24 protein-coding genes are annotated in these 23,455 nt (G+C 55.3%); 15 read left to right on the top strand and 9 right to left on the bottom strand.

Annotated features, from left to right (window positions below):
• Positions 1 to 527 precede the first annotated feature (527 nt).
• The 4 genes from IQ273_RS13010 (at position 528) to dnaN (ending at position 4,608) form a co-directional block, all read left to right on the top strand.
• The gene (locus tag IQ273_RS13010; protein WP_194023603.1) at positions 528 to 2,030 is read left to right on the top strand and encodes an NAD(P)/FAD-dependent oxidoreductase; all 1,503 of its coding nucleotides are present in this window, start codon (positions 528 to 530) and stop codon (positions 2,028 to 2,030) included.
• A 160-nt stretch (positions 2,031 to 2,190) separates the two neighbouring features.
• Entirely contained in the window at positions 2,191 to 2,316 is a 126-nt protein-coding gene (locus tag IQ273_RS34380; protein ID WP_255534496.1) for a hypothetical protein, read from the top strand.
• 65 nt (positions 2,317 to 2,381) lie between these two features.
• The gene (locus IQ273_RS13015) at positions 2,382 to 2,933 is read left to right on the top strand and encodes a universal stress protein (RefSeq protein ID WP_194023604.1); all 552 of its coding nucleotides are present in this window, start codon (positions 2,382 to 2,384) and stop codon (positions 2,931 to 2,933) included.
• A 544-nt stretch (positions 2,934 to 3,477) separates the two neighbouring features.
• The gene (gene dnaN / locus IQ273_RS13020; RefSeq protein ID WP_194023605.1) at positions 3,478 to 4,608 is read left to right on the top strand and encodes a DNA polymerase III subunit beta; all 1,131 of its coding nucleotides are present in this window, start codon (positions 3,478 to 3,480) and stop codon (positions 4,606 to 4,608) included.
• A gap of 301 nt (positions 4,609 to 4,909) precedes the next feature.
• Here dnaN and IQ273_RS13025 read toward each other — a convergent pair whose 3' ends face one another.
• The 3 genes from IQ273_RS13025 to IQ273_RS13035 all read right to left on the bottom strand — a co-directional run bounded on the left by IQ273_RS13025 (position 4,910) and on the right by IQ273_RS13035 (position 7,645).
• Complete coding sequence (locus tag IQ273_RS13025) at positions 4,910 to 5,617, bottom strand: phospholipase D family protein (protein ID WP_194023606.1); 708 nt, start codon at positions 5,615 to 5,617, stop codon at positions 4,910 to 4,912.
• A 191-nt stretch (positions 5,618 to 5,808) separates the two neighbouring features.
• Complete coding sequence (locus IQ273_RS13030; RefSeq protein ID WP_194023607.1) at positions 5,809 to 6,465, bottom strand: hypothetical protein; 657 nt, start codon at positions 6,463 to 6,465, stop codon at positions 5,809 to 5,811.
• Complete coding sequence (locus IQ273_RS13035) at positions 6,446 to 7,645, bottom strand: sulfite exporter TauE/SafE family protein (RefSeq protein ID WP_194023608.1); 1,200 nt, start codon at positions 7,643 to 7,645, stop codon at positions 6,446 to 6,448. Before IQ273_RS13035 ends, IQ273_RS13030 begins: the two co-directional genes overlap by 20 nt.
• A gap of 659 nt (positions 7,646 to 8,304) precedes the next feature.
• Here IQ273_RS13035 and leuA point away from each other — a divergent pair.
• Positions 8,305 to 10,005: a 2-isopropylmalate synthase gene (gene leuA / locus IQ273_RS13040; protein ID WP_194023609.1), complete on the top strand. Its 1,701-nt coding sequence runs from the start codon at positions 8,305 to 8,307 to the stop codon at positions 10,003 to 10,005.
• 87 nt (positions 10,006 to 10,092) lie between these two features.
• Here leuA and IQ273_RS13045 read toward each other — a convergent pair whose 3' ends face one another.
• Positions 10,093 to 10,689 carry a GAF domain-containing protein gene (locus IQ273_RS13045; protein ID WP_228052958.1) on the bottom strand — a complete coding sequence of 199 codons (597 nt, stop codon included), beginning with the start codon at positions 10,687 to 10,689 and terminating at the stop codon, positions 10,093 to 10,095.
• A gap of 298 nt (positions 10,690 to 10,987) precedes the next feature.
• Between IQ273_RS13045 and IQ273_RS13050 the strand changes: the two genes are divergently transcribed.
• Together IQ273_RS13050 and IQ273_RS13055 are read left to right on the top strand one after the other, a co-directional pair.
• Positions 10,988 to 11,353 carry a hypothetical protein gene (locus tag IQ273_RS13050; RefSeq protein WP_194023610.1) on the top strand — a complete coding sequence of 122 codons (366 nt, stop codon included), beginning with the start codon at positions 10,988 to 10,990 and terminating at the stop codon, positions 11,351 to 11,353.
• A 177-nt stretch (positions 11,354 to 11,530) separates the two neighbouring features.
• A complete protein-coding gene (locus IQ273_RS13055) occupies positions 11,531 to 11,743 on the top strand; it encodes a DUF2945 domain-containing protein (RefSeq protein ID WP_194023611.1) in 213 nt (70 codons plus the stop codon).
• Positions 11,744 to 11,929: 186 nt separating this feature from the next.
• Here the strand turns inward: IQ273_RS13055 and IQ273_RS13060 are convergent, their stop codons facing one another.
• The 4 genes from IQ273_RS13060 to IQ273_RS13075 form a co-directional block, all read right to left on the bottom strand.
• Positions 11,930 to 12,277, bottom strand: a complete 348-nt coding sequence (locus tag IQ273_RS13060) for a carbon dioxide-concentrating mechanism protein CcmK (protein WP_194023612.1) — start codon at positions 12,275 to 12,277, stop codon at positions 11,930 to 11,932.
• A 119-nt stretch (positions 12,278 to 12,396) separates the two neighbouring features.
• Positions 12,397 to 12,708: a BMC domain-containing protein gene (locus tag IQ273_RS13065; protein ID WP_194023613.1), complete on the bottom strand. Its 312-nt coding sequence runs from the start codon at positions 12,706 to 12,708 to the stop codon at positions 12,397 to 12,399.
• Between the two features lie 62 nt (positions 12,709 to 12,770).
• Positions 12,771 to 13,358 carry a hypothetical protein gene (locus tag IQ273_RS13070; RefSeq protein ID WP_194023614.1) on the bottom strand — a complete coding sequence of 196 codons (588 nt, stop codon included), beginning with the start codon at positions 13,356 to 13,358 and terminating at the stop codon, positions 12,771 to 12,773.
• Positions 13,359 to 13,400: 42 nt separating this feature from the next.
• Positions 13,401 to 14,336: a nucleoside hydrolase gene (locus tag IQ273_RS13075; RefSeq protein WP_194023615.1), complete on the bottom strand. Its 936-nt coding sequence runs from the start codon at positions 14,334 to 14,336 to the stop codon at positions 13,401 to 13,403.
• A gap of 148 nt (positions 14,337 to 14,484) precedes the next feature.
• Between IQ273_RS13075 and IQ273_RS13080 the strand changes: the two genes are divergently transcribed.
• Positions 14,485 to 15,456 (top strand): S-layer homology domain-containing protein, encoded by a 972-nt coding sequence (locus tag IQ273_RS13080; protein WP_228052961.1) that lies wholly within the window; start codon positions 14,485 to 14,487, stop codon positions 15,454 to 15,456.
• Positions 15,457 to 15,529: 73 nt separating this feature from the next.
• Here the strand turns inward: IQ273_RS13080 and IQ273_RS13085 are convergent, their stop codons facing one another.
• Positions 15,530 to 15,847 carry a TMEM14 family protein gene (locus tag IQ273_RS13085; protein WP_194023616.1) on the bottom strand — a complete coding sequence of 106 codons (318 nt, stop codon included), beginning with the start codon at positions 15,845 to 15,847 and terminating at the stop codon, positions 15,530 to 15,532.
• 501 nt (positions 15,848 to 16,348) lie between these two features.
• Here IQ273_RS13085 and IQ273_RS13090 point away from each other — a divergent pair.
• From IQ273_RS13090 to IQ273_RS34385, 7 genes are all read left to right on the top strand, one after another.
• Positions 16,349 to 17,371, top strand: a complete 1,023-nt coding sequence (locus IQ273_RS13090; RefSeq protein WP_194023617.1) for a glycosyltransferase family 2 protein — start codon at positions 16,349 to 16,351, stop codon at positions 17,369 to 17,371.
• Positions 17,372 to 17,434: 63 nt separating this feature from the next.
• The gene (locus IQ273_RS13095; protein ID WP_194023618.1) at positions 17,435 to 18,922 is read left to right on the top strand and encodes an NAD(P)/FAD-dependent oxidoreductase; all 1,488 of its coding nucleotides are present in this window, start codon (positions 17,435 to 17,437) and stop codon (positions 18,920 to 18,922) included.
• 20 nt (positions 18,923 to 18,942) lie between these two features.
• Entirely contained in the window at positions 18,943 to 19,866 is a 924-nt protein-coding gene (locus IQ273_RS13100) for a glycosyltransferase family 2 protein (RefSeq protein ID WP_194023619.1), read from the top strand.
• Positions 19,867 to 19,876: 10 nt separating this feature from the next.
• Positions 19,877 to 21,202 (top strand): glycosyltransferase, encoded by a 1,326-nt coding sequence (locus IQ273_RS13105; RefSeq protein ID WP_194023620.1) that lies wholly within the window; start codon positions 19,877 to 19,879, stop codon positions 21,200 to 21,202.
• 9 nt (positions 21,203 to 21,211) lie between these two features.
• Positions 21,212 to 22,210, top strand: coding sequence for a glycosyltransferase family 2 protein (locus IQ273_RS13110; protein WP_194023621.1), 999 nt, complete (start codon positions 21,212 to 21,214; stop codon positions 22,208 to 22,210).
• 52 nt (positions 22,211 to 22,262) lie between these two features.
• Entirely contained in the window at positions 22,263 to 23,108 is an 846-nt protein-coding gene (locus IQ273_RS13115; RefSeq protein ID WP_194023625.1) for an ABC transporter permease, read from the top strand.
• 38 nt (positions 23,109 to 23,146) lie between these two features.
• Positions 23,147 to 23,455: ATP-binding cassette domain-containing protein (locus tag IQ273_RS34385; protein WP_194023622.1), on the top strand; the 309-nt coding region annotated here is incomplete at its 3' end.

Raw genomic sequence — 23,455 nt, forward strand, 5'->3', positions numbered from 1 at the left:
TCAACAAATTGCTCGAATAGCGCGTTTATCATGGGACGCTAACTCATTGACTCTAAGCGGCCAGGGGTAACGTCTTTAGCTTATCCAATTGACCGCACTAGTACGAATGATCACCTTAACAGGGGTACCTCTCAAGCCCTAGAGATTGCTGATAAACCAGGGGAACCTTCGGTCGAGTTAACCGCTTCTGCCAGTACCAAGGGCTAGGCAGGCAGGGCGATCGCCCGATCGGGTAGATAGGTAGGTTTCATACGAAATCCGCATTGAAAAACCCCGATTCAAAACAGGAATCTTGTAGGGGCATTGCACTGCAATGCCCCTACAAACTGGGTACAACCAAATAGGATTCGGTATCAGTAGCCATGCACCGCCGCCGCTAACGGATCACATCTGCCGCGTCAACGGTTGCCAGTCAACCCTGGTGGGCAACGCACAACTGACCACTTTCCTCAACAATTCTGTAGGTTTGCGATCGCGTTACTTGGGCATTTTAGCGTTGAGGTACTTAGCGCTAGGTTGCAGAGTCTATGGCACCGACAGCAGACGTGATCATCATTGGCGCAGGCATTTCCGGGCTAGCTGCCGGGTGCTATGCGCAAATGAACGGCTACCGCAGCCAAATTTTTGAGGCCAGTGACCTGCCGGGGGGGCTGTGCAGCGGCAGGTCGCACCAGGGCTACAGCTTCGACGGCGGCCTTCACTATGTCTTTGGCACCGGGCCGGGGCAGCCTTTCTACTCGCTCTGGCAGGAGTTGGGGGCGGTGCCAGGGCTAGAGTTTGTTAACCAAACCGAGTTTATGCAGATTCGTGGCCCCCAGGGCGATGTGCTGCGGGTACACAGTCAGCCCGACCAGCTAGAGGCGCATCTGCTGGCGCTGGCCCCGGAAGATGCCAAGCTGATCGAGGGCTTTTGCAAAGGGGTACGCAAGTTCAAAGAGTTTGACCTGTCGATGCTGCAACAAAAACCCAAGTCGCTGATGACGGCGGCCGACTGGGCGCGTTTGGGTAAGCAGGTACTGCCCTTTATGGGGGTGCTGGGCAAATGGAGCCAGCTGTCGCTGCGCGATCTGGCGGGGCAGGCCAAAAACCCCTTTCTGCGGGCGGCGATGCCCCACATGTTTGCCTGGCCCGATGTGCCGGTGATGGTGGGGATGTCGCTGCTGGCCTACCTGGACAACGGCAACGCAGGGTTTCCGGTGGGGGGCGCGATCGCATTTTCCCGCGCCATTGAGCAGCGCTACCTGGCCCTCGGCGGCGAAATCCACTACTCAGCCCCGGTAGAGCGCGTGCTGGTGGAGCATGACCAGGCCGTAGGCATTCGTTTGGAAAACCAGGCCGAGTACCAAGCCGATCGCGTCATTTCGGCCTGCGATGGTCGCCGCACCATTTTTGACTTGCTCGAGGGCGAGTACATCAACCGCAGAATTGAGAAGCTCTACGACGGGCACCTGCCGCTGCATTCCCAGTTTCAGGTGCTGCTGGGGGTAGATATGGACTTTAGTCAGCAGCCCCCCTGGGTGACGCATTTGCTGGAGGAGCCGATCGCGATCGCAGGCCAAGACCACTTTGAAATCGGCGTCAAACACTACGGCTTTGCCCCCTCGCTGGCCCCACCGGGCAAATCAGTAGTGAGCCTGATGCTGACTACTCACTACCGCGACTGGCAAAGCCGCTACGGCAACGGCATCCCCAGCCGCGATGCAGAGATCTTAATTGACCGCATGGAAGCGTTTTACCCCGGTCTGAGGGCAGCGACTGAATGTATGGATGTGACCACACCCCTCAGCCTGGAGAAAGCCACCGGCAACTGGCAGGGGGCCAGCAGCGGCTGGCTACTGACCAAAGACACCCTGCCGCTGATGATTAAGGGCGTGCCCAAGCGCCTGCCGGGGCTCGGCAACTTTTATATGGTGAGCCAGTGGACCGAACCGGGGGGCAGCGTGCCGATCGTGGCGCTATCGGGCCGCAACATGATCGCCGAAATTTGCCGCGAAGACGGGCGCACCTTTACGGCCACGGTGCCGGGATAGCGGGGAATTATTTTCGGCGAAAGGTTATGAATTGCGATCGCACATCAAACTTCGTTGCGGTCCTGCGCCCGCTCCAAACGTAAGCGAGACAATAGAGCTAAGGGAAACGGTTGCAAAGAGCCATCCCGACCAGGTGATCAAGCATCAGGAGGATACACCCATGCTATCCCTCGCATTCACTTACCACGACACGCTCTACCTCGCGACCGAATTGGGTGTCCTGGGGCTGGTGCTCTGGCTGTGCTGGCTAGCACCTCGCCTAGATCACCATCGGCCCCAGCCCTAGTTGCCGGTCGACTCACCTCGGCCCCCGGCCCGGTTCCACCAGTTCCAGTTACGGGAGGACACCTCATGTACCGCAAAATTTTAGTCGCCCTAGACAACAGCGCTACCAGCCAGGCCCTGGTAGCCCATGCCATTGAGCTAGCCCAGGCTACCAGGGGCGAACTGCTGCTGGTGCACAGCCTATCCAGCCAGGAAGAGAACAGCCCGCTGCCCATGTCGGCAACCATCGACAGCATCTACTGGGCACCCGGCACCGAGCTAGATCTAGAAGCCTGGCGGCAAGAGTGGATGCGCTATGAAACCGCAAGCCTGGAGCGACTGCGCCATTACGGGGCGATCGCCAATACCGCCGGAGTTACCACTGAGTTTCGGCAGCTGGTTGGCAACCCCGCCACCGCCATTTGCAAAGCGGCCCAAGCCTGGGGAGCCGACCTGATTTTGGTGGGCAACCGAGGCCGATCTGGTTTGAGCCAGTTAGTGCTGGGCAGCGTTAGCAACGAGGTCATGCACCGCGCCTCCTGCGCTGTACTGGTGATGAAAGGGGCGGCGCTGAGTGAGGTCGAGACACCTGCGGATGTAAACGTAAGCACAAAGGATCCGAAGCAAGCAGTAGCTTGATCGATCTGTAACGAATCGTGATCTTTTTCTGCAACTTCCTTGGGGAAAATGGCGGAAAATCAGGGGAAAAGCTTGGTCTTTAAAGGGGATAACCTCTCGCTTCAGGGGTAAGGTGTCGCTATCAATTCCATGGTTGTGGAAACTGAAGGTTATTCCCCACACCTTTTCCCCAGTAGCGTTAGCGACCTGGTCTAGACAGAGAAAGCATCTCAGGGCTTTTCCCCAATTTTCACAGCCCCTTCTACTACGACTACCTTTTAAATTTTTCTTCTTCCGGAAGGCGGACCTTACCTAACAGGGTCGGCATTGATGGGACCAAAGAAGGGTGATAGGATGAGCACCCAATCGAAAAGTAATTTCTTTCAACCGTCCTGAAATGCCCTCTGTGCAAGGGATCCAGCTTCAAAAAAACATTTTGAAAGAGCAGCTTTACGGGGAATCTATTGCAAAGGTGAGATACTGCTAGTACGGAATCAGCCACCTGTCACAGACAGACATTTCTGGTTTGCATTCCCGGTCAATTGCGTTTCTTTTATCCGTTGCCATGAAGTTTATCTGCCCCCAGAGCGAGCTGAGTGCCCAACTGTCGTCGGTTAGCCGTGCTGTATCGTCGCGCCCCAGTCGCCCCGTGCTGGCCAATATTTTGGTCAAGGCCGATATTGAGAGTCAATCGGTAACGCTAGTCGGTTTTGACGAAGTGTTGGGCATCGAAAGCCGCTTTAGCGCCCAAGTCGAAGAGCCGGGCACCCTGACGCTGCCCTCTAAACTTTGGGGCGATATTGTTTCGCGGCTGGCCAACGAAGACATTACTTTAGAGTCTGACGGCGACAGCACGACGGTAACCCTCACCTCCTCCTCAGGCCGCTACGAGGTGCGGGGTCTAAGCGCCGAAGACTACCCTTCGCTGCCCACAGTGGAGGAGGGCGAGGCGATCGCCCTCTCTGCCGAAGCCCTGCTCAATGGTCTGCGCGGCTCGCTGTTTGCCACCAGCGGCGACGAAACCAAGCAGGTGCTTACGGGCGTGCACCTGCTCTCTGAGACCGACTCCCTAGAGTTTGCCGCCACCGATGGCCACCGCCTCTCGGTGGTGCAAACCACCGACGAAGCCGCCACCGAAACCCCGGCGATGGATGTCACGGTGCCTGCCAAGGCCCTGCGCGAGCTAGAGCGCATGATTCAGGGCTACAACTCTAACCAACCGGTGGCACTGCGGCTCGATGAAACCCAGGTGCTGTTTGACCTGGGGGCACAGCGACTCACCACTCGCCTGCTGGAGGGGCAGTACCCCAACTACCGGCAGCTGCTGCCCAAGCAGTTTGCCCGCCAGGTCACCGTCGATCGCCGCCTGCTAATGTCGAGTCTGGAGCGGATTGCGGTGTTGGCTAGCCAGAAAAATGACATCATCAAAATTACGCTGAACTCTGCCGATCAATCGATCGCGCTCTCGGTAGAAGCGCAGGAAGTGGGCAGTGGTCGCGAAGACCTGCCTGCCCAGGTAACCGGCGAAGACCTCGATATCGCCTTTAACGTGCGCTACCTGCTGGATGGCCTCAAGGCGTTCGACACGACCGAAGTGCAAATGCAGTGCAATGCGGCCACCAGCCCAGCGGTGTTTGTTCCCCTGGGCGAAACTAAAATCACTTACCTAGTCATGCCCGTGCAAATCAGGGGGTAGGCTGTAGCTCCAAAGCATCAGCGATCGCTGTGAACGCTGTTAGCCCCAGTCCACTCGTGAGACATTTGAAGCGAGTGTCAAAGCTGAGCAACTGCTTGTACAAACTCTGCTTGCTTCCCCCTTATTTGGCAGAGCAAGTAGCATTTGTCCCTACAGTTTGACCTTTACAAACCGGGATTTGGCGATTCGGACTTGGTATTGAATGTTACTTTGAGTGGACTGCGCCAATTCAATTCTTTGGCGCAACAAGTTTTGCCCTAGATCGAAGATGGAGAATATCCGACCCAAGAAGGGTTAGCTGTTATGACACTGTGAGTGATGCTGGCCATATAAAATACGGACCGAAACGCTGGCTCATTTTGAACTCGCCACCGGCTGCTTTACCGGCTTCGGTTAGGTAATGCTTGCCGTCCTTGCTTGCGAGCAGTCCTGCCTCGGTAAGCTTCGCGAGGAGTTCCTGTGTGCTTAAGCCTAGCTTCTTGCCCAGCTTAGATGAAGAAAGCTTTTCACCATCGCTGTTTCCTGATTTTAGCGAAGGCCGGGCTGGATCTTGGCCAATTGAAACTTTTTCTAACGACATGCGTACCTCGTCGCTGATACGAATAATGCGTTGGGCTTCTTCATAAGCCTCACGATAAAGCTCGCCATCATCAGCGCGACTGATAGCCACACCCATTTCGTTGTTGTTGATCTGACTAAATTCGTACAGGTTGAGGCTAGTAACGATACAAGTTTCTTCGTTTAGGTAGCATTTGGCATGGAGATTTTTGCAAAAGCTAGTGCGGATAAACGATAGCTCTTTCAACCAGTTTATTTCCTCTGGCTGTAGCTCATTCTTGCCATAGACAATTCTGACATCGATCTTGAGACGATTTTTATCCTCAAGGAGCTCTTTAACACGATCATTCAATTTGAGGAATGGACTGATAAGGATCAGCCGATCAGACGCACCCTTAATAAGTTCCTCTAAAAAATAATTAGTGGCACTGGTGTTGAGAAATTTTGCCAATGGTTACGGCTCCATTCTTATTCAATTTGGATAATGGCTATAAACCACTCACAAAGCTAACAAGTTGTTATGTGAAATCTTTCCGTGTATCTACCCAAGATTTGGTGTTTCTATCGATACCAGTAGATTGGCATAATATTTAGGAAACATAGTGCTTAAGCTTATTCAAACTGCTGCTGCGAAGACTACTCTCAGCTATCGTTCTTGTTGCCAGACAAGTTTTGCTGGCGCAGTAACAACACGATCGCGATCGCAACCCCTACCCCAGCCACCGCGATCGCAATACCCCAAACCCAACTAGCCTGGGCTGGGGCTGCTACACTCTCGCGATCGCTGGATGCAGGAACTGGTTCTGAACTGCCTTGATTCATCGCTGACTGAGATGGTGGCGTGGCGGCACTGGCGCTACCGGCAGCAACTACTGTGGTGTAGCTCAGCTCAAAGGGCGTGAACGTTGCATCGGCGGTGGGACTGCCGGTTAGCACAATACGGTATTCGCCCACCTCAGGGAATGTGATCTCGGCACCCGGAATATTTTGAAAGCGTTCCGGCGACATCGCGGTTAGCGCTGGCTGCATCACGGGTGCAGAATCGGTTTGGTTTGCCTTGTAGACCGCCAGGTTGCAGTCGCACTGCTCCAAAGGAATCACCCTGCCACCCTGCTGAGTGAGGGCTACCCATACCCGAGCGGGTTCACCGGCTCGGGCGCTGTGGTTAGGCTCCAGGTGCCAGGTACCCGCGACATTGCCTGAAATCTCGGTCTTGTGGGCGTGGGCTGGTAGCCCGGTCAAAATTCCGGCCATAGCAACCAAGAGGCCGCCAATTAGGCTAATGCTTGGCCGACGCATAGTACTTCTCTAGAGACAACAGGGACCAAAACCAGCGCCAGCGCAGCAGCAGGCCGAGCAGGGAGATGGTACCCAGGGCGATCGCCGCCAGCCAGTTAGAGCGCTCAAACCCGCCCAAATAGCGCGACCCCAGCAGCAGCGTGTGGGCCACCACCAAGACAAAAATCGGCAGGCTGAGCAGATGCAGCCGCCGCCACTGGTAGCCCAGGTAGCGCTGGGCTTGGTCAAAGCTGGTCATGGCCAGGGGCGTCATTAGCCCAAAGGCGACGATGCCCGCCCAGCCACCTACCTGCAGCCTGGGCAGTAAAAAGGGCAGTGCCAGCGGGTTCCATCCCATAGTGACCATGTGGCCGATGTGGGCGATCGAGAGCACAAATGCGCCTACCCCCAGGGCGCGGCGGTAGACCAGCAGCGCCGACCAGAGGCGGCTAATCGGTCGGGCAATTAGGCCTAAAAACAGGCAAATGAGTGCGCCGTGTCCGGTTAGATCGACGCTGCCGCTGCCCCGAAATACCGTTAACAGGCCAATGATCAGCGTAATCCAGCCGCCGAGACGAAACAGTTGGCCCCGCCTGTCGCTACTCACCCAGCTGGTCGAAACACCGACCCCCAGCATCATCGGCAGGGTGCCGAGGCCAAAGGCCAGCATGGTGGCCCCACCCGCCCAGGGGTTAGTGGTCTCCGCTGCTTTGAGCTGAGCCGCATACAAAAAACCGCAGGGAATAAGCCCCCAGGCCAGCCCCAGCAGTAGCGGCGTCCAGCGCTGGGGGTTGAGCGAGAGAGCCTGCATGGCGCGACTGAGGCGATCGTGCAGGCCAGTCATCGGGTTGAGCAAAGGCACCTTGGGCATATGCTTGGGGCTGATTTGGGCTAGCCCAAACCAGATCAGCAGCAGCCCGGTAATGATGGCAACACCCTGCCGCAGTGGACTGCCAATGCCAGCCATTTGCCCACTGGCTACCAGCACCGACCCTAGCGCTCCAATCCCAGTACCGACTACACCATAGCTAATCAGCCGACCCAGGTTGAGCAGCAGGTGAAAGGAAATATGCTGCCAGCGGCTGGGCGTTGCCGAGGCTTGAGATAGCGAAAAGGCCGCTGTAATTGGCCCACACATGCCCAGACAGTGGCCAAAACTGCCCAAAAATCCAAGGCTGGTAATGAGCAGCAGATCTAACATTCCAAAGGGTGAAGGGCGCAGAAGGGCATTTTTGAGGGTAGCACCCTACCTTGCCCAGTGTCCTTCGACCACCTGTCTGTTGACTTAACCTCGTCGGGGCGACCGGCTTTTGCTCCAGTCGCTCGCGGGTAAATGGCACTGAATTGAGGCTGGTTAGCAGAGCCCACTCTAGGGTAAATCAAGGCTTTCGGCGTTGACCTACTGGGCCGGGCTTGAACCATCGCGAAACGCTTATTTCAGTGATATTCGATCAAGAGTAACTCCATAAGGATGCACTCTCAGATCTTGACGCCACTTTCAGTCGCGGTTACGATTCTGGTACTGTGCAATTTTGCTGCGCCCTAACTGTTTGATGCTTTCCTTGCAGCTACTCCTCGCCCCTCTCTTCAGCCTGCTTCTAGGGCTGGGACTGCTGCTGCGCCTCGGGCGCAACTAATTTTTAAAACAAAGGCAAGAGGCCCTGAATAGTTTCACTCCTCAGTTACAGGTTTTTCCTAGACCTGACGACTGCTGGGGAGTTCTGCGTTATTCAAGCTTTGGTGCCTCATGCTCTGCCGCGATCGCACCCCACCGCCTCGCCTACAGCAAGCCTTGTAGCACTGCCCACCATCTAAACATCACCAAAGTATTGCCATTCGCTCAATCGTGAGAAATATCCCATGTTGACTAACCCCGCTGAGAAATACCGCCCCTTTGCGCCGATCGCATTGCCCGATCGCACCTGGCCCAGCCAAACCATTACTCAGCCCCCAATTTGGCTCAGCACCGACCTGCGCGACGGCAACCAGGCGCTGATTGAGCCCATGTCAATCGAGCAAAAGCTGCGCATGTTCGAGCTGCTAGTCGAGATCGGCTTCAAAGAGATTGAGGTGGCGTTTCCCTCCGCCTCTGACACCGACTTTCGCTTTGTGCGCCGCCTGATTGAAGAGAACCGGGTGCCTGACGATGTCGAAATTCAGGTGCTGACCCAGGCGAGGGAAGATTTGATTCGCCGCACCTTTGAGTCTCTTTCAGGGGCAAAGCGGGCGATCGTGCATGTCTACAACGCTACGGCCCCGGTGTTTCGGCGGGTAGTGTTTCGCCACGACCCGCCAGAGACGATTGCGCTGGCGGTCCATGCCGCGACGCTAATTCGCGAGTTGGCGGTGGAACGGCCCGAAACCCAGTGGCGCTTCCAGTATTCGCCGGAGGTGTTTTCGCAGACTGAGCTGGAGTTTGCCCGCGATATCTGCAATGCGGTGTTGGAGGTGTGGCAGCCGACGCCCGATTGCAAAGCGATCATCAACCTGCCCGCTACGGTCGAAAGCGCCACTCCTAACGTGTTTGCTGACCAGGTGGAGTGGATGCACCGCCACCTGGCCTACCGCGACAGCGTAGATTTGAGTGTGCACAACCACAACGACCGGGGCTGTGCGATCGCTGCCGCCGAACTGGGCCAGATGGCTGGGGCCGATCGCGTTGAGGGCTGCCTGTTTGGCAATGGCGAGCGTACCGGCAACGTCGATATCGTTACCCTGGCGCTGAATCTCTACACCCAGGGCATTCACCCAGGGCTTGATTTTTCGCACATTAACGAGGTGGCCCGCATTGTCGAAGACTGCACCCAGTTGCCGATCCATCCCCGTCATCCCTACGTGGGCGACCTGGTGTTTACGGCATTTTCGGGTTCCCATCAAGATGCGATTCGCAAGGGCTTTGCGGCCCGCAACCCCAAGGATCTGTGGGATATGCCCTACCTACCGCTCGACCCAGCCGACCTGGGACGGTCCTACGAGTCGGTGGTGCGGGTAAATAGCCAATCGGGCAAGGGCGGCATTGCCTTTTTGCTGGAGCGTGACTACAACCTCAGCCTGCCCCGCCGGTTGCAGATTGAGTTTAGCCAGGTGGTGCAGCGGGCGATGGATGCCACTGGCAAGGAGATGACCGCACCGATGCTGTGGGACTTGTTTGAGCAGGAGTATCTGCGGGCGAATGCACCCTTTAAATACCTGACTCACCACTGGCGCGATGATCAAAGCCCGGCCACCATTGCCACAACCTTGGAATGTGTCGATCGGGTGCTGACCCGTGCGGGCAACGGCAACGGCCCGATTGATGCGTTCGTAGATGCGCTCGATCTGCAAATTCGGGTGCACAGCTACGAGGAGCGGGCGATCGGCCACGGTAGCGATGCCGATGCGATCGCGCTAATCGAAATTGCCGCCGACTGGCTAGAGGGCACAATTCATGGGGTGGGCATTCACAGCAGCATTGTCACAGCTTCGCTGCTGGCGGTACTCAGCGCTGTTAACCGAGGGCTGGCAACGCTGACGCCTACTCAAAGAGAGGCAGTGCTGCCTGGACCGCAAACCGTGGCCTAAGCCAGCGTCTTCAGGGGTTGATATGGCTTTCTAGTTCAGCCGTATCCGCCCCTGAGCGGTTTTTGTATCAATCCGATGTCACTAGTTCTAAGCGGCCAGGGTAGGGAACCGATCGCGATGAGCCCTGACATAGGTCATGGCAACAGGCGTGAGCCAGGCAACGGCTTGTTCGATCAATTGGCGATCGCACTGGCTCCAGGTGCGGGGGGTATCAAAAACGCAGGCCTGCAAAATGCCCCACAGTTTTTGCTCTAAGCACAAATGCGCGTGAACCAAGGCTCTATGTCCAAAGGTTTGCCGCTCAAACTCCCGATTCAACACCTCGGAGGCAGCCGTTTCGACATCCTCGACAAAAATGCTGGGCTGGGCATTGAGAGCCGCTGCAAACATAGGATCTGCCTTAGGTAAATCGGACGCTTCTAATTTCCAGTTCGGGTCGTAAACGATAGGAACTGTTTGCTGCTTTCTCCAGCAAACGGGTACCCGCCCCACCTGAAAATCGGGCGATCGCAGGTATAAAAAGACGCGATCGCATCGTAGCTGTTGTCCTAAAACAGCTAAAACATGTTCCATTATCGGTGTTGTATTTTGCCCCTGAGTCAGTGCTTCAGAAAATTGGCACACCAACATTTCAATCTGCTCAAGATTAATTCTGTTGGTTTCATGGGCTTTAGATCGAGCCATAGCCGTCCATCATAATTACTTCCCTACCTTAGAGCCAAAGTAAGTTGCCTACCCCTGCCAAGCATATAGTTTAGCTCTCACTCTTTAGACACAAATGACCTCTCTCTAAAAGAGGAAAATAGCCTCGAGTACAAGGCGGATTCTTGATTGATTGCAAAGATATGCCCTTTGAACGATGAGGTTGTCTAGGGAGTTACTTAACGTGTCCACTAGGTAGAAGCAGTAGGCAACGCGCCCGACTGACTAGCTATCTCTAGCATTTGTCTAGCATTTGTTAGGTAATTCATTAGGTGACTTTATGATGAAAGCGATTTTCGGATCTCTCAAAAAAGTGCTGCACAGCATTCACTGGAAGCAGTTTGCAGTAGCTTGTTCGGCAGTTGTTATTCTGTTGACCGCCAGTGGAGTTGATGCCAGACAAAATGCTAGCCGACAAGCCTATTCTAACAACGAGATTCCACCAACTGAGGATGTTGGTCGGCCTCGTACGATGAACCAGTGGCAAGCTGAAAACGAAGCTTTGGAAGGTCAGCCTGGCGAAAAACTGAAGCGGATTGCTGAAGAATCTGCCGATGCGGTCAAAAATATGGCAGAGATTTATCCTCAAAATGCGAAGACCCTGACGCCTGGGGTAGATAATGGTCGGCTTCCCACTGACGACTAGTGAATAGCTGTCAGTAAGAGCTGACGTGGCTTCGCTAAAGTTGCTTATTCTTTGCGAAGCCACCCGCTACTGTTCGTGGAGAGTAGCAAAGTATTCCACAAGATCGGATAAGTCTGCGATCGCGGCGATAGGCCCAAGGCCAGTACCGATCAAGCCAGTTGAAATTAGGCAATTACAATGACGCAAACTTTCAAGAAAGGGGACAAAGTCTCCTGGAACACAGCTCAGGGCAAGACGGTTGGCAAAGTCGTGAAAAAGCTAACCTCTCGCACTGAAATTAAGGATCACACGGTAGCTGCATCCGAAGACGACCCTCAGTATTTAGTTGAAAGCGATAAAACCGGCAGTCAAGCCGCCCACAAACCAAGCGCTCTGACCAAAGAAGACTAGGTTGAAGAATAATGAGGGTGGCAGTCATCGCATCCCCTATTAATCAAACGTTTTATTTTTATCATTATAAACGCTTGGTTGAGGGGTTTTAATGTCTATGACAAAACCCCAGGGTGCTAGGTAGCAAGCCAGTCATCTGGGCTTTTCCACAGCAGAACCCTGGGGTTTGAGGTGTTGGGTGGTGTTTTAACGACCAGTAGAGCCGGGCAAAATGGGTTGCTCGACGGCCTGGCGGTAAATTTCGGTCTCGTCGTTGAAGTCGATGGGCAGCACGGCCACCACGTTTTCGTGGGGGCGGGGAATGATGACCCAGGTTTCGAGAATGCCACCGGGGGTTTTCTCGGCGGCTTCTACCCCAGCGGCCATAGCCGCCTTAACTTCGGAGACATCGCCACGAATGTTGATGCAGAAGCGGGCGCTACCGGCCCGAATATAGCCAATGAGCGTAACGCGTCCTGCTTTCACCATCGCATCTGCGGCGGCTAGCACCGGGGGAAACCCTCTGGTTTCGAGCGACCCGACAGCCTGTGGCATGGTTGTACTCCTGGAAAAGTTCTGTAGGTAAAAAATTCAACCTTCATTGTACGGGCCAGCGGTATCAACCTAGCCGTGTCGATTTATTAAAGACTATGGAATGGTTGTAATAGTAGAGCTTATACCCGAAAAGGTTCAGAGGCTGGGGTGAACCCAATGGGCAAGATTGCGTCAATGTTGTCGGTGGGGTTGGGGATGATGATATGAGTAGTGACTTCGGCCAGGTTGGGGCAGGCGTTGGCGGCGATAAGGCCCGCTTCTACAGCACGCTTGACCTCGGCCACCAAGCCGCGTACCACTACGAACTGTCGCCCGCTCTCGGATCGATCTTGCACGGAGATAGTGACGTTGCCCGCTTTGACCATGGCATCGGCGGCGGCCAGTACCGCCGGAAAGGTTTGGGTTTCAATGACGCCGACGGCAATGGCCATAGGGGTGCTCCTGACGTTAGGTGAGTTGAGGGTTGAGCCGCGCTCAAGGTTCAACTATAACTCTATACCTTGATGCCGCTGGGTTCTCCGGCGGTGGCAATAATGCGATCGCAACCCGATGCTGGCTTGGCCCAGTCGCAGTGGCAGTCTTTAGGGTCGCCCCAGCACAGGCTGAGGTAGAGTTCGTCGCGGGTGGCGGCGAGTTCGGCCCATTCGCTGACGGCAATGCGTTCTTCTACGTGCTCTAAGGTGGTGGGCTGGGGCTGGTTTCCGGCCATCCACAGGCGCAAGCCATTGATAGACTCGCGCCAAAACTCCAGCATGGCGGGGCGAGCCGCTACCAGCGCGGCTTTGTCGGCGGGGATAGCGATCAGCTGAGGATGCAATTCGGGTACGCGCAGGGTGCGTCCTGCAAAGTGGCACGTATGCCAAACTAGCCCCGACACCCCGTGCTGGTGCTGATAGTCGTGAATTTGGGCGCGAAAGTCTTGAATCGCAAATACTTTGCTGAGTTTGTCGGTCCCGATCGCTTTAGAAATTACCGGGTTATCAACGCGATCGGCGGAAGACAGCACCACTCGCTCGCCCTTCCAGGTAGCGCGAAGTTCCTGATCGAGAAAGTCCAGGAGTTGTTCGGTGGTGTAACTCATGGGCTTATCTTATCAAGCTCAGCCGGGGAGTTTTGTGCCTAGCTATAGTTTCCCAAGCCGTTCTGTCAGAAGATCATAGATACCTGCGGCATCGGCAGTTTCGATTACGGTGGCGTTGGCGGGAGTGGCCGGGATTGGGTAAGCGTTGGCGACCGTGCGCCCGATGCATAACGAACCCTCGGTTTCAATGGCCAGTCGCATGGCCCGCCCGGTAAAGAGATCGGGGCGCAGCAGGTAGGCAATTACGCAGGGGTCGTGGAGGGGAGGCGCGGCTAAATCGTGGCGATCGCAGTCGATTTGGCCGTAGGGGCGCAGCAGATCGGCGGCGGTTTTGCCCACCGGGGTGCCCAGGTTTTCCAGGGCCGCCAGGCGATCGGGGGTGGTTACCACTTGATGGGTCACATCGAGCCCAATCATGGTCAGGGGCAGCCCTGCGTCTACTACAACCTTCGCCGCGTGGGGGTCGACATAGAGATTGAACTCGGCGGCGGGGGTAATGTTGCCTGGCCCCAGCGCTCCGCCCATCATCACCACCTGGTCGATGCCGCGCGCAATCTCGGGGCACTGAATCAGCGCCACGGCTAAGTTGGTCAGCGGGCCAAGGGTGGCCAGGGTAATGGGGGTCGCAGCCGTGGTGAGTTGCTCAATTAAGAAGGCGACAGCGTGCTGATCCTGCAGCGGCATCGTGGGTTCGGGTAGCAGCCCCTCGCCTAGCCCGGTGCTGCCGTGAATATCTTCGGCGGTAGTAAGCGATCGCAGCAGCGGTCGGGGACAGCCCGCATATACCGGCACATCGGTTCGCTGGGCTAGATGGCAGATCCGGCGAGCGTTGGCCGCCGTCAGGGCCAGGGGTACATTGCCCGCCACGGTGGTAATGCCCAGCAGGTCAAACTCGGCAGGGCTGGCAAAGGCAAGCAGGAGCGCGATCGCATCGTCGACCCCAGGGTCGCAGTCAATAATCAATCGTCGTGGGGACATAGTTATTCCTGAAGGTCTTCTTGTTCAAGCGCTACTGTGTTCGGTAATTGCGATTTGAGGTGGCATAGCCCAGCCACTCGAAGCAAAGGGGACTGCCCTAAAATGGTGTAAGTCGCCACATATGCCCCCAAGTTAGGAGGTTTCTCTCTTGTCTGCTGCATTTCGTCTCAAAGCTTTCATCGTATCTGGGCTGAGCCTGCTGTTGGTCACTGGCTGCGCAGGTAGCTCGCTGCAACGATCTCTAGAGGCTGATCCGCAACTGCAAGATCGGCCTGTGTTTGACGAAGAAACCTCCGAAACAGCTGGAGCCGAAACAGCTGAGGTCGCAGAGGCTACTCCAGAGGCTAGCGATACCGACAGCACGACCTCGCCCCCTCGCGGCAGCAACGCCATGGCCCTACTCGATCAGGTGCCCGACGATCTGCGACCCTATGTGCAAGACTGGCTGACGCTAGGAATAGTCGAGCCAGGCGATCGCCAAAACGCCAGCAACGCCGCTGCTGAGGCCGAATTTGAGCCCAACCAGCCGATTACCCGGGGCGAATTTGCCCGCTGGTTGCTCATGGCCAACAACGAATTTTATCAAGATGTACCGGCCAAGCGCATTCGCCCCGCCACCGCTAGCACCACCCCAACCTTTCAAGATGTGCCTGAATCTCACCCCTACTTCGCCGAGATTCAGGGGTTAGCAGAAGCGGGCATTATTCCCAGTGCCAAAACTGGCAATGCTACCGCCGTCACCTTTCGCCCCGATGCGCCGCTTACCCGTGAAACTCTGGTGCTGTGGAAAGCACCTTTAGATACCCGAACGCCTCTACCTACCGCTAACACAGAGGCCGTAACCACCGCCTGGGGCTTTCAAGATGCCGCTCAAATTGAGCCCCTGGCGCTGCGGGCGGTGCTAGCCGATCACCAAACTGGCGACTTTGCCAACATCCGCCGGGCCTTTGGCTATACAACGCTGTTTCAGCCTCAAAAAGGCGTTACCCAAGCAGAGGCCGCTGCTGCTCTCTGGCGCTTTGGCAACCAAACTGAGGGTATCTCTGCCGAAGATCTGCGTAGACAACCCTTATCGCAGCCAGGTTCCTCAGAATCCGGAAATTCTACAAACTCTCTTTAAATTTCCTTTTTGAATCTTTCTTTATATCCTGGCCCTAGTTCCTCACGCTCCCTACATTTCGTTCCCCACTAATTTATCCACCCACTAGCGACGCCCCCATCCCAATAAAGGCTAGTACCCCCGCTACGATCATGATGACGGCGGGCATAGCTTTGCGAGTTTGCATCCAGCGGCGAATAAAAATGAACACCAGGGCTGCCGTGACCCCCATCGCCAGGCCTGCCCCGCCAGGGGAACCGGCTTGCCATAGCCAGGCCCCCACCAGCAGCAGGGCAGCGCTGAACAATCCGCTAATGAGTGACACCTGACTACGGGCTTGGGCGTAGCCAATCAGGCCGCCGATCGCAGCCAGGGCGGCGTAGGCGATCGCATACAAAGCTCCAGTGGGCATAGCAGCTTGCAGAGTAAGAACACCCTCAGGCTAGCGATGTTTTTGCGGCTGCACAACCCCAATCACGTGCCCAGCCACGTGCTTAAGCGCGCGCGATCGCAGCCAGCGCGCTCCCTCTTGTCCGCAGCTAGTTTTGTATTGAACAAGACAAATATACGGTTGAAACAACACTCAAGACCTTTCTCATTACCTTATGGCATCTATCCAAAGGTAGAGATCTGCTAATTTTTCGTGGGAAGATAATGGTAAAGACAATATAAAGATGAGAATACTCTCATGCCCCGGCCAGAATGGCCATGTTAGTTTTCCTGTTATAGAGCGCTTGCAACCCTCTGTAAGCCTTACAAAAAGCCCCTTCTGTCACCTGCAGTCCCCCAAGAAATCGTAAAAGGAGTTTCTTCTTTCTTAGAGTTAATTCTTTCGAGTAAAAGAGATGCGCTAATACCTTGCTTCACTCATGTTTCTCCAAGGTAGATATACATTCTTAGGAATCGCAGGTTCATGAACTCCAGTTCAGATAATGCATCAAGGCTGCCCAGCATTTCTGTTGTTATTCCTGTTTACAATGGCGGCGAAAATTTTCGCCGCTGTCTCGACAGCCTCAAGCGGTCTAGTCGGCAACCTGATGAGGTCATTGTGGTGGCCGATGGTGACACCGATGGCTCGTGGGAAGTGGCTAAAGAGTTTGGGTTCACAGTCTTTCGCTACGACTCAGCCGGAGGGCCAGCCCGAGCCCGTAACCAGGGGGCTAAGCTAGCCCACGGAGACGTACTGTTTTTTATCGATGCCGATGTCACGGTGGGTCACGATACTATTCTCAGCGTCGAAAAAGCCTTTCAGCAAGATGTCAACCTGGCGGCGCTGATTGGTTCCTACGATGACCAGCCAGGGGCTGAAAACTTTTTGTCGCAGTACAAAAATCTATTTCACCACTACACCCACCAGGTATCTTCCGAAAAGGCTTCGACCTTTTGGGGGGCATGTGGGGCTATTCGTGCCGATGCCTTCAAGGCCGTGGGCGGGTTTGATGAGCGCTATAGTAAGCCCTGTGTTGAAGATATTGAACTGGGTTATCGGCTCAAACGGGCTGGGTATACCATCCGCCTGTGCAAGCATATTCAAGTCAAGCACCTGAAGTGTTGGCAACCCGTCTCGCTGCTACGAGCCGAGATCTTTTATCGCGCTCTGCCCTGGACCGAGCTTATTCTCAGCCAGAGTCAGCCGATGAATGACCTAAATCTCGATCGCACTAACCAACTCAGCGTTGTGCTGAGCTTTGTAGTGCTAGGGTGCCTGGTAGGCGGATGGGTTAACCCCTTTCTATGGATTGTGGCGATCGCCACAATGGTTGGGCTGTTAGTCATTAATCAACGAGTTTATCGTTTTTTCTGGCATAAGCGAGGGGCACTATTTGCGCTCAGGGTTATTCCCTGGCACTGGCTGTATTTCCTCTATGGTGGTGCAGCCTTTGCTTATGGCACGGTGACCTACCGATTTCGGCAGTTTTCTACCTTTGCAAACTAGCTGACCGTCGCCATTTCCTAGATCTTATCAGTGCAGCTATCTTAATTCTTTGGAGTTGAATAAATGGAAAATTTACCTGTAGTTATCATTGGTGGCGGTCCAGCGGGACTGACTGCTGGCTATGAGCTAATGAAGCACAGCAAAAAATCGATTGTATTAGAAAAAGCTGATAAAGTAGGCGGTATTTCTCGCACTGAAACCTATAAAGGCTACCGTTTTGATATTGGCGGACATCGCTTTTTTACTAAAGTTGGCGAAGTGCAGGCGGTTTGGAAGGAGATTTTAGGCGATGACTTTATTCAGACACCGCGAATGTCGCGAATCTACTACGACAACAAGTTTTATGACTATCCGCTGTCGTTGATGAAGACGCTGAAAAATCTTGGCCCTGTCACTAGCGCGCTGATCTTATTTAGCTATCTCAAAGCTAAGGGTCATAAGTATCTAAACCCCGGCGTTGAGGCTGAGACCTTTGAAGAATGGGTAATTGATTGCTTTGGTGAACGCCTCTACCGCATTTTCTTTAAAACCTACACTGAGAAAGTTTGGGGCATTCCCTGTAGTCAAATTCGGGCTGACTGGGCCGCTCAGCGGATTCAAAACATGTCGCTCAAACAAGCGGTAATCAACGCTGTTTTTGGTAGCCAAAATGCCAAAAGCCTGATCAAAAAGTTTGACTATCCTCGCCTTGGTCCCGGCATGATGTGGGAGCGCTGCCAGGAACTACTCGACCGGCATGGTTCGCCGGTACACCTAAATACCGAGGTGGTACGGGTTGAGCGCGAAGGCAACCGCATTACTAAGGTGGTTGCTAAAAAAGGCGATCACACCTTTGATATCGTGGGCGAACATTTTATTAACTCAATGCCCATTGCCCTGCTGGTAAATCGGCTCGACCCGTTACCTCCCGAAGAGGTGCTAGCGGCGGCGCGGGGGTTGAAGTACCGCGACTTCTTAATTGTGTCGTTGATTGTCAATAATCCTGACCTCTTTCCTGACAACTGGCTGTACATTCACAGCCCAGAGTTCAAGGTAGGGCGCATTCAAAACTTTAAGAACTGGAGCCCAGAAATGGTGCCCGATGCCAGCAAAACCTGCCTGGGAATGGAGTATTTTTGCAGCGAAGGGGATGACCTCTGGGAAATGCCCAACGAGAAACTAATTGAGCTGGCCTCTGAGGAGATTACCCGCCTGGGCTTGGGGGTCAATCCAGAGGACGTGGAAGACGGCTGCGTCATTCGCCAATTCAAAGCTTACCCAGTATATGACGGTGCCTATCGACAGCATCTCAAGGTGCTCGAAGACTACATTAAAACCTTTGAGAACCTGCAAACAGTGGGGCGCAATGGCATGCACCGCTACAACAACCAAGATCACTCCATGCTGTCGGCGCTGCTAGCCGCCAAAAATATCGTGGGCGAAAACCACGACATCTGGAATATCAACGTTGAGCGCTCGTACCACGAGAACTTTACCGATCAGGAGTGGTCGAAGCTAAAGCCGGGGGATGGGCCTGTGTCCGCCGGGCGATCGCTCTCCCAGGCCGTCTAGGAGGCTTGGAAGGAAGCGCTATGTACGGGTCTGAAGCTCCCTTTACGTCAGTTATTATCCCGGTCTTTAACGACGGGGAGCGGCTGCGGCTGTGTTTAGCCGCTCTGGCCCAGCAAACCTACGCGCGATCGCGCTTTGAAATCATCGTGGTCGACAATGGCTCTGACAATTTGGACCTGATTAAGGCCCTGGTAGCTGACCACGACAACGCCACGCTAGCGATAGAGACCATTCCTGGTTCCTACGCGGCGCGTAACCGAGGGCTGGCGCTGGCTAAGGGAGAGGCGATCGCCTTTACCGATGCCGACTGTATACCCGCTTCAGACTGGCTGGAGCGGGGGGTGGCAAAGCTGTGTCAAACGCCTAACTGTGGCCAGGTGGTAGGTCGAATCAATCTGTTTTTTGCTGATCCCCAGCGGCCTACGGCGGTAGAGCTTTACGAGAGCCTGACGGCTTTTCCCCAGGAGCGGTTGCTGCGCGATCAGCACGGCGGCGCTACTGCCAATGTATTGACCTGGCGGCGGGTAATCGATCGCGTCGGCCCCTTTGATACCCAACTTAAGTCAAACGGCGATCTGGAGTGGGGAAGACGGGTGTTTGAAGCTGGATTCCAGCAGATCTACGCTGACGAGGTGCAGGTGGGGCACCCGGCGCGGCGATCGCTGGCTGAACTGTACCGGCGTACGGTACGGCTAGCGGGAGGCTACTACGATGTGCAGATCAAACAGGCCAAATCGCTAGGGCAGCGCCAGAGAGTATTTGTGCAGGCTCTGCTGCAAAACCTGGTGCCGCCAGTATTTTTTGTGGTCAACGCCTTTGGCGACGCGCGGCTTAAGAGCTTCGATCAAAAGCTTAAGGTGTCGTCGGTGATGGTAATGGTGCGCTACATCAGCGTCTGGGAAACCCTGCGGCTGAAATTTGGCGGAGTATCCAGTCGGAACTGAGGAGAGTAATATGCGCATTGCATTTTTGGTCGCTGATTTTCCGTGTCTGTCGGAAACATTTGTGCTCAATCAGGTAACGGGGCTGCTCGATCGCGGCCACCAGGTTGATATTTACACCAATCGTGTAGGTGATTGGGCCGTGTCGCATCCCGATGTGGGCCGCTACCGCCTGTGGGAGCACACCTACCCTATGCCGGAGGTGCCCCAAAACTATCTCTGGCGTTTGGTACAGGGCTTATGGCTGGGGCTAGGGGCGAGTTTTCGAGCCCCAGGGCTGGTGGCGCGATCGCTCAACCCCTTTATCCATGGTGAGCAGGCGCTTAACCTGTGGCTGCTCTACACGGCGATAGCGCTGGTAGGGCGACCCCAAGCCTATGACATTATTCACTGTCAGTTTGGTACCCAGGGGTATCGGGGGCTGGCCTTCAAAAGGCTGCTGCGGCCCACTCCTCAACTCTTGCTGATGTTTCGCGGCTTTGACATCAGCCGCTACGTGCAGGAAGGGGGCGATCGCGTTTACCGCCAGCTCTTTCGACACGTCGACTACTGCCTGGCCAACTGCGACTTCTTTCGGCAGCGCGTCTTGGCCTTGGGCTGGCCCACCGATCGCATTGCGGTTCATTTTTCAGGCCTAGACATTAACAAGTTCACCTTTCGACCGCGACAGCTAGAGCCAGATCAGCCCATTCGCATTGCGACTACAGGTCGCCTCGTGGAGAAAAAAGGCCTCGAATTTGCCATTCGGGCCGTAGTTCAGCAGGCCCAGCGCTGTCCAAACCTGACCTATACCATCATTGGCGATGGTCCCCTGCGCTCCGATCTGCAACAGCTCATTGTCGATCTGCAGGCCGAGTCCTACATTCAGCTCGTGGGCTGGAAAAATGAGGCCGAAATCGTCGAAATTCTTGACGCTTGCCATCTGTTTGTCGCCCCCAGCGTCACCGCCGCCGACGGCAACCAGGATGCCCCCATCAATGTCTTAAAGGAGGCGATGGCTATGGGTCTGCCGGTGTTGAGCACCTACCACGGCGGTATTCCCGAGCTAGTGGAAAATGGCGTGTCGGGGTTTTTAGTTCCTGAACGCGACGCTGATGCTTTGGCTGAACGCCTGGGCTATCTGCTCGACCATCCAGAGCGATGGCCCGAGCTGGGGATGGCTGGGCGGCAGTTTGTGGAGCGTCATTTTGACATGCAAATGCTCAACGATCGCCTGGTGCAGGTATACGATCGGCTGCTGGCTCCGATCAATCGATCGGGGCCTCGCTCCAGCGATCGCACCCCTCTATCTACCCCATCACTATCTTCATCCATGCGTCCTGCCTCAGCAGAGAAATAGGAGTACCTCATGACTCAACCTCTTGTCACCCTTGTTGTCGTGCCCCGTGAGCGGTTTAGCTATGCTCAAACCTCACTGGAGAGCATCTACGCCCACACGCAGCTGCCCTTTAATTTGGTGTATGTAGACGGCAATTCGCCCCGCAAGCTGCACCGCTACCTCTCAGAACAGGCTCTAGAAAAGGGCTTTAAGCTGATCCGCACTGAGCACTACCTCTACCCCAACCAAGCCCGTAACCTGGGCCTGCAAGCCGTCGATACTAAGTACCTGGTGTTTGTCGATAACGATGTGGTGGTGTCGCCGGGCTGGCTAGAGGCGCTGGTTACCTGCGCCGAGGAGACTGACGCGGCAGTTGTCGGTCCGCTGATGTGCCAGCACGAGCCTGTCCATGCCGAAGTGCACTTTGCCGGAGGCCAGTCCCACGTGTGGGTAGACAAGCTGGGCCGCCGTCGTCTGCGAGAAAAAATGTTTTATCAGGGCAAAACGGTAGAGGAAATTCGCTCTAGCCTCGATCGCACCCCGACCGAACTGGCCGAGTTTCACTGCGTGCTGGTGCGGCGATCGCTGTTTGACCAGATTGGCCCCCTCGACGAGGCCATGCTCAACACCAAAGAGCACCTCGACTTTTGCATGACGGTACGCGAGGCAGGAGAGACGGTTTACTTCGAACCAGCCTCCCTGGTCACCTACGTTCCCGGCCCTCCCCAGGAATGGGCTGATGTGCACTACTACATGCTGCGCTGGAGCAATCACTGGACTCTGGAGAGCCTGCATCGCCTGCGCGACAAGTGGAACCTGGCCGAAGACGGTTACTTCAAGTCTAAGTATAAAAAATTGGGCTGGCGGCGCTACGGCACTCTGATCTACCCCTTTACCCAAAAACTTACCTTTGGCGCAGGCAGCCACCTGCTGGCGCGGGCGATCGCTAAAACTGAGCACGGTCTCAATCGCTACCTTACCCACCGGCACCGCACATCTGGGTCGAATACCAACTATTCCCAGGGTTAAGGAATTTCTAGCCCAGCCAAACGCTTAGATCGTTGATGGAGTTGTCCAGTTGATACCGCCCGAACTTGTCTATACCCCCGATAGTCTGCTGCGTCGCCCCCGGTTTTTACTGTGGACGATGTGGCGCGACCTGCTGGCCTCCCGCGAACTGGCCTGGCGGCTGATGGTGCGCGACATTAGCGCCCAGTACCGGCAGGCTTTTTTGGGTGTGGCCTGGGCCTTTATTCCGCCAGTGGCGATGGCCGTGGGTTTTACCCTGGCCAAAGATGCCAACGTCTTTACCGTAGGTGAAACCGATATTCCCTACCCGGCCTTTGTCATGTTCAATACCGCCCTGTGGCAGACCTTTGTGGATGCCGCCACTGGGCCAGTGCAGGCGGTGATTATTGCTAAGCCCATGCTGGCGCGGGTCAACTTTCCGCGCGAGGCGATTATTCTGGCCAAGCTGGGGGAGGTGGGCTTTAACTTTGGCATCAAGCTGATTTTGATTGTTGGGCTGTTTTTGTTCTTTCGGGTGCCGGTGAGCTGGACAGTGATCTTGGCCCCAGTGGCGCTGATTCACCTGGTGTTGTTGGGTACGCTGGTCGGTATTTTGCTGGCCCCGATTGGCGTGCTCTACCAGGATGTTTCGAAAAGCCTCAACATGATCATGGGCTTCTGGCTGTTTTTAACGCCGGTCATCTACCCCGTGCCCACCGAGGGTGCCTTTGGCACGCTAGTGAGCCTCAACCCAGTGGCACCGCTGCTGGTCACCACCCGTGAGCTAGCTACTACCGGGGTGCTGACTGAGCCGGTGAGCTTTTGGGTGGTGAGCGGGCTAACGCTGGTGGGCCTGCTGCTGACCTGGATTGGGTTTCGCATCGCCATGCCGTATGTGGTTGAGAGAGTAACGTCATAACTATGCTGCTAAATACTGGACCATCAACAGAACCATCCATGGCGAACTCTGTGGCGACTTCTGCACCCGATAGCTTGCCCGTTATTTCGGTGGAGGGGGTATCGAAGAAGTTTTGCCGCGACCTGAGGCGATCGCTTTTCTACGGCGTGCAGGATATTGCCGCCGACTTGACCGGCGGCAGGCCACACAGCGATCGACTTAGGCCTCAAGAGTTTTGGGCACTGAAAGACATCAGCTTTCAACTCTATCGGGGGCAGGCAGTAGGGCTGGTGGGCAGCAACGGGGCGGGCAAAAGCACCCTGCTGCGCATCATTAGCGGTCTGATCAAACCCGATACTGGGCAGGTG

It is taken from the genome of Nodosilinea sp. LEGE 07298, from assembly GCF_015207265.1.
Classification (GTDB): Bacteria; Cyanobacteriota; Cyanobacteriia; order Phormidesmidales; family Phormidesmidaceae; genus Nodosilinea.